The organism is Pseudonocardia sp. ICBG1293, assembly GCF_020131355.1.
GTDB lineage: Bacteria > Actinomycetota > Actinomycetes > Mycobacteriales > Pseudonocardiaceae > Pseudonocardia.
Map to the genome: position 1 here is coordinate 1 of NZ_JAHLEL010000021.1, position 11516 is coordinate 11516.

6 protein-coding genes and 6 pseudogenes are annotated in these 11516 nt (G+C 70.4%); 3 read left to right on the plus strand and 9 right to left on the minus strand.

Annotated features, from left to right (window positions below; translation table 11 throughout):
• Positions 1 to 137: 137 nt before the first annotated feature.
• Positions 138 to 980: pseudogene (locus KPF47_RS11645) on the minus strand (IS5 family transposase).
• A gap of 180 nt (positions 981 to 1160) precedes the next feature.
• Here KPF47_RS11645 and KPF47_RS11650 point away from each other — a divergent pair.
• Positions 1161 to 1753 (plus strand): annotated as a pseudogene (locus tag KPF47_RS11650) (plasmid pRiA4b ORF-3 family protein).
• A 31-nt stretch (positions 1754 to 1784) separates the two neighbouring features.
• On the opposite strand, the gene KPF47_RS11655 reads toward KPF47_RS11650, so the two are convergent.
• A complete protein-coding gene (locus tag KPF47_RS11655; protein WP_224386569.1) occupies positions 1785 to 2624 on the minus strand; it encodes an IS5 family transposase in 840 nt (279 codons plus the stop codon).
• A gap of 177 nt (positions 2625 to 2801) precedes the next feature.
• Between KPF47_RS11655 and KPF47_RS11660 the strand changes: the two are divergent.
• Positions 2802 to 3290 (plus strand): annotated as a pseudogene (locus tag KPF47_RS11660) (IS5/IS1182 family transposase); the annotation flags it as partial.
• Between the two features lie 62 nt (positions 3291 to 3352).
• Here the strand turns inward: KPF47_RS11660 and istB are convergent.
• The 3 genes and pseudogenes from istB to KPF47_RS11675 form a co-directional block, all read right to left on the minus strand.
• Positions 3353 to 4156, minus strand: coding sequence for an IS21-like element helper ATPase IstB (istB, locus tag KPF47_RS11665; protein ID WP_224388405.1), 804 nt, complete (start codon positions 4154 to 4156; stop codon positions 3353 to 3355).
• A pseudogene (locus KPF47_RS11670) lies at positions 4153 to 5199 on the minus strand (IS21 family transposase); the annotation flags it as partial. The gene istB and the pseudogene KPF47_RS11670, both read right to left, overlap by 4 nt.
• A gap of 25 nt (positions 5200 to 5224) precedes the next feature.
• Positions 5225 to 6067 (minus strand): IS5 family transposase, encoded by an 843-nt coding sequence (locus KPF47_RS11675; RefSeq protein ID WP_224386276.1) that lies wholly within the window; start codon positions 6065 to 6067, stop codon positions 5225 to 5227.
• Between the two features lie 343 nt (positions 6068 to 6410).
• Between KPF47_RS11675 and KPF47_RS11680 the strand changes: the two are divergent.
• Positions 6411 to 7268 (plus strand): annotated as a pseudogene (locus tag KPF47_RS11680) (IS5 family transposase).
• A 205-nt stretch (positions 7269 to 7473) separates the two neighbouring features.
• On the opposite strand, the gene KPF47_RS11685 reads toward KPF47_RS11680, so the two are convergent.
• The 4 genes and pseudogenes from KPF47_RS11685 to KPF47_RS11700 all read right to left on the minus strand — a co-directional run.
• The gene (locus KPF47_RS11685) at positions 7474 to 7674 is read right to left on the minus strand and encodes a dodecin domain-containing protein (RefSeq protein ID WP_224388633.1); all 201 of its coding nucleotides are present in this window, start codon (positions 7672 to 7674) and stop codon (positions 7474 to 7476) included.
• 98 nt (positions 7675 to 7772) lie between these two features.
• Positions 7773 to 8429, minus strand: a complete 657-nt coding sequence (gene phoU / locus KPF47_RS11690; protein ID WP_224388631.1) for a phosphate signaling complex protein PhoU — start codon at positions 8427 to 8429, stop codon at positions 7773 to 7775.
• Positions 8430 to 8526: 97 nt separating this feature from the next.
• Positions 8527 to 10674: an LCP family protein gene (locus KPF47_RS40070; protein ID WP_224388629.1), complete on the minus strand. Its 2148-nt coding sequence runs from the start codon at positions 10672 to 10674 to the stop codon at positions 8527 to 8529.
• Positions 10675 to 10801: 127 nt separating this feature from the next.
• Positions 10802 to 11410: pseudogene (locus KPF47_RS11700) on the minus strand (transposase); the annotation flags it as partial.
• Positions 11411 to 11516 lie beyond the last annotated feature (106 nt).

The window sequence follows — 11516 nt, forward strand, 5'->3', positions numbered from 1 at the left end:
CCTCGGACGCGTCGCGGAACGCGGAGGCCACGAGCGGACCGGTCTCGTCGAGCATCGACCGGAGCTGCGCGAGGTTGTCGTCGAGCGTCTCCCTGCGCATGGGGACGACCTTAGAGGTCGCGCGGATTGGTTGGTGATCATGGACGTCGTGCAGGTCGGGCGTTCCAGCGGTGGTGTGGTCCAGGCCTGCCGAATCAAGCTACGGAGTGTGACGATCGTGTCGGCGAGGTCGAAGAACGCGTCGACGACGATTTCTCGTCGTTCGTAGCAGCGCTGCAGCCGGTTGAAGCTGTTGTGCCAAGCGTTGGTCCGCTCGACGTGCCAGCGGCGGGTGGCCTGGATCGGCGCTTTCTCACCCTTGTGCGCGATCTCGCCGTGCAGGCCTCGTTCGGCCAGCGTGTCGCGGGTCTTGCCGGAGTCATAGCCGGCGTCGAGGTGCACGGTGATGTCGTCGGGCAGCGGGCCGAGAGCATCGAGGCGGTCGAGGGTGGGGCCCAGTAGCGGGGAGTCGTGCCGGTTGGCTCCGGCCAGGACTCGGCCCAGCGGGATGCCGTATCCCTCGACGAGCACCGAACGTTTCATACCCTGTTTGCGCCGGTCCACCGGCGACGGACCGGCGACCTCGCCGCCGCCGGGGGCCTTGGTGATGGCGCCATCGACGGCGATGTCGTGCAGCAGCAGACCGACGATGCGGTCGTAGGCGTCCAGGACGATCCGACGCAGCTGGGCGAAGACCCGAGCCTGATCCACTCGTCACGACGATCGCGGATGGTGGTCGCCGAGCAGGTGCTGTCAGCGATGCCCTCATACGAGCAGCCGAACCGCAGTACCTGCAGGAGCTTGTCGAACACGATCCGATCCGCGATCCGGCGGCGATGGCAGCCCAGCGGATGGGTGGGATCGAACTCGTCTCGATGAGGCAGCAGCGCGGTGAACTGGTCCCACAACGGCTCGGTCAGCCATGATGGCAGGGTGGGCACGCGGGCCTCCAGACGATCACGAAGCGTAGATAACTTCATGATCGGCAGGCCCGTACCCGCCCTCGCCCCCAGACACTCGACCGCGGCCAAGCTGTGACCAATCCGCGCGACCTCTTAGACGTCGTTTCAGAAGTGGTGGGCCGGTTCTGCCGGTGACGGCGGGGCTGGCAGCATCGGCTGATGGTCGCGCCTCGTGTGTCTGAGAAGACGAAGATTTTCGAGTTGGAGATCGTCCTGACCGAGGTGGTGCCGGCGGTCCGGCGTCGGGTGCAGGTGCCGGGCGAGGTCGACTTGGCGGTGTTGCACGAGGTGGTGCAGTCAGTGATGGGCTGGACGAACTCTCATCTGCACGAGTTCGAGATCGTCGGGCGCCGCTACGGGATCCCAGACCCGGACTGGCCCGGACAGGATGTCGCCGACGAGACGAAAGAGAAGCTGTTTCGGCTGGTCAAGGCTGGTGACCGGTTCGGTTACGTCTACGACTTCGGTGACAACTGGGCCCACGAGATCACCGTCGAGGCGGTCGCGGCCGTCGAGCCGGGAGTGTGCTATCCGCGATGCGTCGCCGGGCAGGGGGCGTGCCCGCCCGAGGACGTCGGCGGGATCGGGGGTATGAGGACTTCCAGGCCGTGCTCGCCGACCCTGACCATCCCGACCGCGCCGAGCGCCTGGAGTGGGCGGGCGGGCCGTTCGACCCGCACCGCTTCGACCCTGACGAGGCCGACCGGGCCTTGGAGTGGCTGGCCTGGCGGCCGCTGGCCCCGACCTCGTAGGCGAGTGCCTCAGCGAGGGCTGGGTCGACCATCACTTCGGCTTCGGCTTGGTGAGGCGGCGGTGGCAGATCAGGGCGCAGGCCAGCGATAACAGCGCGGTGATCGTGGATTCGGCGCGGTCGTAGCGCAGCGCGAGGCGGCGGAAGTCCAGCAGCCAGGACATGGTGCGCTCGACGACCCAGCGGACCCGCCCGAGCCGGGTGGAGTCCTCGATCCCGCGCCGGGCGATCCGCACCCCGATCCCACGCCCACTCAGGTAGCGGCGGCAGCGGGGATAGTCGTAGCCCTTGTCGGCGTGCACCTTGTCCGGCCGACGTCGCGGACGCCCCGGCTGTCCCGCCCGTTCGCGGACGCCGGGGTTGGTGTCCAGCAGCGGGGCGAGCATCCGACTGTCGTGGGTGTTCGCCCCGGTGACCAGCGCATGCAGCGGGAGCCCGCCTCGGTCGCAGAGCACGTGGTACTTGCTGCCCGCCTTCCCGCGATCGGTCGGCGAGGGCCCGGTGGCCTCGCCGCGGCGCTTGGCCCGCACGCTCACGCTGTCCACCGCCGCCCGCGACCAGTCCAGCAGGCCCTGCTGGGCGAGGCGGTCGAGCATCACCCGGTGCAGCTGGGCCCAGACCCCGGCCTGCTGCCACTGCCGTAGCCGCCGCCAGCAGGTCACTCCGGACCCACAGCCGAGCTCGGCGGGCAGCGCGTTCCAGCTGATCCCGGTCTTGAGCACGAACACGATCCCGGCCAGAGCGGCCCGATCCGGCACCCGCGGACGGCCTGTCCGTCCCCGCTTGTGCTTGCGCGGCTTGGGCAGCAGCGGCTCCACCAGCGCCCACAGCTCGTCGCTCACCAATCGCTCGACACAAGATCGCCGCGCCACGACCGGACATGATCAGCTACCAGCGCCGATCCACACAGGACCGACACGCCGACTTCTGAAACGACCTCTTATTAGAGCGTCCGGCAGTAGAGGTGGCCGTGTGTCGGTGTTGGTAGAGACACGGACCTGCAAGTGATCATGGGATTGCTGATGTCCTGATGGTCGCCTGGAGGGTCCGTGCCTCTATTGCCAGAATCGCTGATCGACCCCCTCTGGGTCGAGTTCGCTGCCCTGATCGAGGCAGAGCGGCGCCCGGAGTTCGACCCGGCCCATCCGTGGGGATGTCACCGCCGCCGTATCCCCGACCGCCTGGTGTTCGAGCACGTGCTCGCGGCGTTGGTGCACGGCAGCGGCTACGAACGCATTGCCACCCCCGGCTGCTCGGACCGCACGATCCGCCGCCGTCTCGCCCAGTGGGCCGCCGCTGGCGTCGGGGAGCAGGTCCTTCGGGCCGCGCTGGCCGGCTATGACTAGATGATCGGTCTCGACCTCGACGATCTGTCTGCCGACGGAGCGATCACCAAGGCTCCCTGCGGTGGCGAGGTCGCCGGCTGTAACCCGGTCGACCGGGGCAAACAGGGCACCAAACGCTCCGTGGTCTGCGACGGTGCGGGGATCCCGCTGCACCTGATCAGCGCCCGCGCCAATGACCACGACTCGCCGTTGTCAACGGATCCTGAAGATTGACCCCCCTGGGGATCGGCAAGTTTGACCCCTCGGTTGGTCTGTCAGTCCCGGTCGGCGCGGTTCTGTTTGGCCAGCAGCTCGCGGCGCTGGCGGGTCCGGTAGGAGTCTCCGGTCAAGGTCAGAACCTCGGCGTGGTGAACCAGACGGTCGATCATGGCTGCGGCGACGACATCGTCGGAGAAGGTCTCGCCCCAGCGTCCGAAGGGCAGGTTCGAGGTGACCATCACAGAGCCCTGCTCGTAGCGGGAGGCAATGAGCTGGAAGAACAGGTTCGCCGCGTCCTGGTCGAAGGGGATGTAGCCGACCTCGTCGATGATGATCAGCTTGTAGCGGCGGATCTTCTTCAGCTCGGCCTCCAGCCGTCCGGCCTGGTGGGCGTCGGTGAGGCGGGTGATCCAGTTGTTCGCGGTGTCGAAGAGCACCGAGTAGCCGGCGTGGGCGGCTTTGACCCCGAGCCCGATCGCGAGATGGGTCTTCCCGAGCCCGGGTGGGCCGAGCAGGATCACGTTCTCAGCCTTGGCCACGAACGTCCCGGTCGCCAAGTGCGCCAGCACATCTCGACGCAGCGAGGGCAGGTGGTCGAGGTTGAAATCCTCGAGAGTCTTCACGGCTGGGAAATGCGCGGTCCGGATCCGCATCGTGGTGCCGGCGGACTCGCGTTCGGCGACCTGGCGTTGCAGGACCGCAGCCAGATACTCCTCGTGCGACCAGGTCTCGTCGCGGGCCTGCTCAGCGAGCTCAGCCCAGCAGCGCCCGATCGTCGGGGTCTTCAGCACCCGGGTCAGGTAGGCCAGCATCGAGGGCAACCCCTCGCTCGGCGCAGTCCCGGTCGTGGTGGCGGTCATGGGTTGCTCGCTTCCGCTGCGGGCGCGGCCGTGGGGTCGGCCGGGCTGGTGGGGGTGAAGTCGACGCCGAACAGGGCGTCGTAGTCGGGCAGGGCCCGGATCGCGACGGCGTGGCCATCGTTGTGGCGGCGCGTCCCGGACTGCTGGGACCGCTGCTGGGCGCGGCGTTGTTCAGCCAGTGCGTGGCGCATGTCGGCGGCGGTGGCGACGTGGGCCGGGTCGGTGATCACCAGGTGGCGGCCCCAGCTGCGGTCGTGGCTGGCGACTCGCTCGTTGCCGCAGAACACCTCGACCGCAGTGGGTGATGCGGCGACCTCGACGAAGCGGCCGATCATCCGCGGATCGACGGAGTAGTCGTTGGCGTCGACGCGCACGTAGTAGTCACGGGCCAGCCGGATCCGGTGGGTCAGACCGACCTGTGGAGCCACCGGCGGCAGGACGATCATCGCCTGGCGGTCGACCTCGAGCAGGTCCACCGGCCGGCCATGGATGGCGCGGACGGTGCGCGTGTTCGCCCTGGTCACCAGCCACTCGGCGAGCTGGTCGTTGAAGTCGGCTGGGGAGGCGAACTCGCGTCCGGGCAGGAACGAGGTCTCGAAGAACCCGTTGTTGCGCTCCACCATGCCCTTGAACTCGGGGTCCTTCGGCGGAGCCAACCGGATCCTCGTGGCCAGAGTTCCGGCGAACCCGGCGGCCGGGGCCGAGACCTTCCCGGTGCCGCCGATCGCCGATTCCCGGTCCCAGACCAGCGTCTTCGGGACACGGCCCAGGGCAGCGATCAGCTGCCACATCCCGGACAGGATGTCACCGCCCTGGCGCGACGGGATCATCGTCGCCGACAGAAACCGGGAGAACGCCAAGGTCAGCACCAGCACCGGCAGGATCCGCGCCTGCCTTGCCGCGACCGGGATCAGGGTCTCGGGGAACCACAGGTCGCACTGGGCGATCTCGCCCGGCTCGTAGACGGTCCGGTCCGACGGATCGATCCCGACGTACTCGGGCCGGATCCGGGCCAACAGCTTCTTCAGCGGCCCCTCGGAGTAAGAGGTCGCGCGGATTGGTTGGTGATCATGGACGTCGTGCAGGTCGGGCGTTCCAGCGGTGTGTGGTCCAGGCCTGCCGAATCAAGCTACGGAGTGTGACGATCGTGTCGGCGAGGTCGAAGAACGCGTCGACGACGATTTCTCGTCGTTCGTAGCAGCGCTGCAGCCGGTTGAAGCTGTTGTGCCAAGCGTTGGTCCGCTCGACGTGCCAGCGGCGGGTGGCCTGGATCGGCGCTTTCTCACCCTTGTGCGCGATCTCGCCGTGCAGGCCTCGTTCGGCCAGCGTGTCGCGGGTCTTGCCGGAGTCATAGCCGGCGTCGAGGTGCACGGTGATGTCGTCGGGCAGCGGGCCGAGAGCATCGAGGCGGTCGAGGGTGGGGCCCAGTAGCGGGGAGTCGTGCCGGTTGGCTCCGGCCAGGACTCGGCCCAGCGGGATGCCGTATCCCTCGACGAGCACCGAACGTTTCATACCCTGTTTGCGCCGGTCCACCGGCGACGGACCGGCGACCTCGCCGCCGCCGGGGGCCTTGGTGATGGCGCCATCGACGGCGATGTCGTGCAGCAGCAGACCGACGATGCGGTCGTAGGCGTCCAGGACGATCCGACGCAGCTGGGCGAAGACCCCGAGCCTGATCCACTCGTCACGACGATCGCGGATGGTGGTCGCCGAGCAGGTGCTGTCAGCGATGCCCTCATACGAGCAGCCGAACCGCAGTACCTGCAGGAGCTTGTCGAACACGATCCGATCCGCGATCCGGCGGCGATGGCAGCCCAGCGGATGGGTGGGATCGAACTCGTCTCGATGAGGCAGCAGCGCGGTGAACTGGTCCCACAACGGCTCGGTCAGCCATGATGGCAGGGTGGGCACGCGGCCTCCAGACGATCACGAAGCGTAGATAACTTCATGATCGGCAGGCCCGTACCCGCCCTCGCCCCCAGACACTCGACCGCGGCCAAGCTGTGACCAATCCGCGCGACCTCTTAGAGGTCATTTCAGAACGAGGTCGACGTGTCTGTTGTAGACGACAAGCGGCTATCTGACCTGCCGTTTGATCTGTCGTCGAGGGGTCAATGGAAACTCGACAAGTCGTTCTGAAACGACCTCTTAGAGCGTCCGGCAGTAGAGGTGGCCGTGTGTCGGTGTTGGTAGAGACACGGACCTGCAAGTGATCATGGGATTGCTGATGTCCTGATGGTCGCCTGGAGGGTCCGTGCCTCTATTGCCAGAATCGCTGATCGACCCCCTCTGGGTCGAGTTCGCTGCCCTGATCGAGGCAGAGCGGCGCCCGGAGTTCGACCCGGCCCATCCGTGGGGATGTCACCGCCGCCGTATCCCCGACCGCCTGGTGTTCGAGCACGTGCTCGCGGCGTTGGTGCACGGCAGCGGCTACGAACGCATTGCCACCCCCGGCTGCTCGGACCGCACGATCCGCCGCCGTCTCGCCCAGTGGGCCGCCGCTGGCGTCGGGGAGCAGGTCCTTCGGGCCGCGCTGGCCGGCTATGACTAGATGATCGGTCTCGACCTCGACGATCTGTCTGCCGACGGAGCGATCACCAAGGCTCCCTGCGGTGGCGAGGTCGCCGGCTGTAACCCGGTCGACCGGGGCAAACAGGGCACCAAACGCTCCGTGGTCTGCGACGGTGCGGGGATCCCGCTGCACCTGATCAGCGCCCGCGCCAATGACCACGACTCGCCGTTGCTGAAACCGACCCTGATCGGGATCTACGACATGATCGGGCCGCTGCCCGAGCGACCGTGCCTGCACCTGGACCGGGGCTATGACTCAGGCAAGACCCGCGATCTGCTCGAACGACTCGGGTTCGACGCACAGATCGCCACCAAGGGCCGGCCCGCCCCGATCCAGGTCGGTATGCGGTGGCCGGTCGAGCGCACCCATTCCTGGATGAACGGCTACGGCAAGCTGCGCCGGTTCACCGATCGCCGGAAGATCATCGTCGAGTTCTACCTCGACCTCGCCGCCGCGCTCACCGTGATCCGCCGGCTGATCAACCGTGCCCGCAGCCGCTACCGCTGGACAACCCGACCCACGACCCGTCGACTCCGATAACCATCAATCGCCGGACGCTCTAAGAGGTCATTTCAGAACGAGGTCGACGTGTCTGTTGTAGACGACAAGCGGCTATCTGACCTGCCGTTTGATCTGTCGTCGAGGGGTCAATGGAAACTCGACAAGTCGTTCTGAAACGACCTCTTAGATCGGGGTGCGTGCCGGCTTCGGCCGGGGACCGGTGAACGCTCGGTGAACGCCGGGGTCAGGCGGCGCGGGCACGCAGGCCCACGCGCAGGCCGACCCGGAAGCGCTCGGTGGAGCCGAGGACGGTCGACCGGACCCCGGTCACCTCGAACCACTCGAGGGCGTGCCCGGCGCGACCCATGCCGTCCAGGATCGCCGCCTCGACGCTCTCGTCGGAGGTCCCGACGACCTCGGTGACGACGCAGTCCGCGTGTTCCATGACGCAGACGTGCCCCTGGCGTCTCACCGTCAAACTCGATCGGTCGACCGTTCGCCGAGCGGGGGGTACGGACTACGTCGAACGGGGCAACGACGCACTCAGACGGCGAGCGGGCCGGGCATCTGTCCGGTGACCACGTACACGATCCGGCGGGCGACGGCCACGGCGTGGTCGGCGTAGCGCTCGTAGAACCGCGCGAGCAGGGCGACGTCGACCGCGGCGGACACCCCGTGGGTCCAGTTGCGGTCCATCAGCACGGTGAACATGTGCTCGTGGATGTCGTCGACGGCGTCGTCGTCGGCCTCGAGCTCGGTGGCCGCGTCCAGGTCGCGGGTACGGATGACCCGGCCGGCCTTCTCCGCGAGCTCCACGCCGACCCGGCCCATCTCGGCGAAGTACGACTTGACCTCGTCGGGCAGCACGGACTGCGGGTGCCTGCGCCGCGCGGCCTGGGCGACGTGCAGTGCGAGGTCACCCATGCGCTCGATGTCACCGGCGCCGTGGATCGCGGCGACGACGACCCGCAGGTCGGTCGCGACCGGCGCCTGCAGGGCGAGCAGACCGAAGGCCCGGTGCTCCGCGGCGGCGCGGACGTCATCGATCTTGATGTCCTCGGAGATGACCTGCTCGGCGAGCTGCAGGTCGGCCTCGAGCAGCGCGGTCGTGGCGCGCGCCATGGCGCGTGCGACGTCGTCGCACATGTCCGCCAGGCCGGAGGCCAGCTCGTCCAGCTGCTCCTGATAGGTGTCGCGCATGCCACGAGCCTAGGCCCCCGGACGTGATGGTTCAGCCGCAGCGGGTGAACCCACCGTGAACGCTGGGCGACGTACCCGGTCGGGGGACCGGGGGCGTTCAGTCGCAGTCGACGTCGTCGGAGGGCACGGCCTGCACCGGGGCCGCGTCACCCGCGCCGACGACGAGCTCCAGGACCCGGCTCCCGGTCGGGTCCGGCAGCGGGCGGGCGCCGGGCAGCGCGTCCACCAGGGTGCCCGCGGCGTCGGTGTTGTCGGGGGAGTAGCGGACCTGCGCACCGGGTGCGGCCGGGCCGATGGTGACGGCGCCGATCTCGTAGCCGCGCTCGCGCAGGTCCGCGGCGACCCGGTCGGCCGCGCCGGGACGCCCGGTCGCGTCGACGAGGGTCACGACGGTGCCCGCCGCCGGCGCGGCCGCGGAGCGCGAGGCCGGAGCGGTCGCGCTCTCGGGCAGCGGCTCGTGCTCGCGCAGCGCGGAGAACAGGGCGCGGGCCTCCGGGCGGCGCAGCTCCAGCTGGCCACGGGTGTTCGGAGCGTCGGAGACCGGGACGGACAGGAAGGCAGGGGTGTCGTCGTCGGCGGCGGCACCCGACCGGGCGAGCCCGCGGGCCAGGGTGAGGATCTCCCGGGCGTCGACGCCGTCGGCCGCCAGCGCCGAGGACACTCCGGCGGCGGACCGTCCCGGCGCCCCCGGGGTCAGCAGCGAGGTGGTCGACAGCGCGTCGCCGAGGGCCGCGGCGACCACGCGCTGCTGGCGGCGGACCCGGTTGGCCGGGGAGCTGTCGGCGGTGCCCGCGGCGGAGGCGAACCGGACAGCGGTGGCCCCGTCGAGCTCCACGGTGCCCGAGCCCTCCACGACCGGGCCGAGCACCGGGTCCACGACCGGGCGCTCGGTGCAGACCGCGATCCCGCCGACGGCGTCGACCAGCTCCGGGGCGCCGGCCAGGTCGAGCGCGACGAAGCCGCTCATCGGCATGCTGGTCAGCTGCTGGACGACACCGACGCTGCAGGCCGGGCCGCCGACGTCGTAGGCGGTGGCGAAGGCGGTGCGCGACTCGGCGGGGACGGTGTCGCCGTAGCCACCGGTCGCGGGGTCGAAGCGCCGGCACGGCGGCCGGGAGACCTCCAGCGTCGCCGGGATCGACAGGGTGACCGCGGGGCCGCCGCCCGCGGGTCGGTGGACCAGGACCGCGGTGTCGGTCCGCGCGGACTCCGCGGTGCCCGCGCGGTCGGCCTGCAGGCCCAGGACCAGGACGTTCCGGTCGCCGGACTGGGCCTCGGCGTCGAGGATCGCGTCGGTGTCCGGGGCGAGCGCGGCGACGGTGCGGACACCGTCGTGCACCTCGCTGCGCCCGGCGAAGCCGAACGCGGTCGTGACGAGGACGAGGGCGGCGGCCACCGCCGCACCGATCCGCCACGCACGGGGGGCGGCCCGGCCCGGGGGCGGGGTGTCTGCCGGCTCCGGCTCCGTGGTCACCGGCGGTGCTTCCTCCGGTGCGGCCCGCTCCGCCTGCTCCGCCACCACGCCGGCGTCGTCGGCGGGCGGGTCGTCCCGGTAGCGGCGACGACGACGGCGCGGCCCCAGCGCGTCGAAGACCTCGGTGACGCGGGAGTCCGCGGCTCCCCGGCGGTCGGTTCCGGTCGGTCCGGCGGGCTGCGGGCCTTCGTCGGGGGTGCCCGGGTGGGCACCGGCCGGTGCGGGGCCCGGTCGGGATCCCCGTGCGGTGGCGTCCGCCCGGGCGTCGGGTGGGAGCGTGCCGGGGCCCGGCCGGGGAGTCCCGGTGCCCGGGGCCTGCGTCGGGACGGCGGTGCTCCCGGTCCCCGGCCCCGGCCCCGGGGCAGGGGTGGGCCGGTCGACGGGCGGGGCCGGCCGGGTGGGACGACCGCTCGCCGGGGGCACCGGGGTGGCCCGCGACGGTCCGCCGTCCCGCGGGTGCGGGCCGCGCCGGGCCGGCTGCTCACCGGGGCGGCGGGGGACGGGCCCGCCGCGCACGCGTCGCACGCCGCTCGGGGGGACCGGCGGCGGCGGGGTGTCGGCGGTCCGCGGCTGCGGCCCGGACGGGTGGGTGCCGGGCTCGGGCCGCGGCCCGGACGGGTGTGCTCCGGGGCGCCGCTGGGGCCCGGACGGATGCGTCGCGGGGGTCGGGGGCTGCGCGTCCGGAGAGCCCTGCGGAGCGGGCGGAGCGGCGTCGTCCGGGCGCCGGCGGGTACGCCGGGTCCGGCGCACCTCGTCGTCGCCGTCCTGCACCGGGCCTCCTCGTCGCGACCGCCGGAGCGGAAGCACGTGACGGGCGCGCTGTCGGGTGGTGCGCCCCTCGGGGGATCGTGCGGCCGCGGGACCGCACGCCGATCTTAGAGCGTCCGGCGATTGATGGTTATTGGAGTCGACGGGTCGTGGGTCGGGTTGTCCAGCGGTAGCGGCTGCGGGCACGGTTGATCAGCCGGCGGATCACGGTGAGCGCGGCGGCGAGGTTGAGGTAGAACTCGACGATGATCTTCCGGCGATCGGTGAACCGGCGCAGCTTGCCGTAGCCGTTCATCCAGGAGTGCGTGCGCTCGATGGGCCACCGTCGTCCTGCCTGGATCGGAGCTGGGACCCCCGTGGTCGCGATCTCGCCGGTGAAGCCCAGGGTGTGCAGCAGAGTACGGGTCTTGCCGGAGTCATAGCCGCGGTCCAGGTGCACGGTCGGGAACAGATCACCACCGTGGGCGTCGCGGTGGCGGGGCAGCGGGCCGATCATCGTCACGATGCCGGTCAAGGTCGGTTCCAGCAGGGGCGAGTCATGGTCGTTGGCTCGCGCCGCGACCAGGTGCAGCGGGATGCCCTGGTCATCGCAGGCCACGGACCGTTTCGTGCCCTGCTTGCCGCGGTCGACAGGGCTGCGGCCGGCCACCTCGCCTCCGCCTGGTGCCTTGGTGATCGATCCGTCGACCGCCAGATCGTCAAGATCCAGGCCGAGTATCTGGTCGTAACTGAGCTTGGCCCCGTAGTCCGGACACCGACGGTGTGGGGTCAGTGGGTGTGGTTGGGCGGGGTGTGGGCTGCTTCGAGGTCGTTCGGGGAGAGCATCCCAATACTGGAATGGCGCC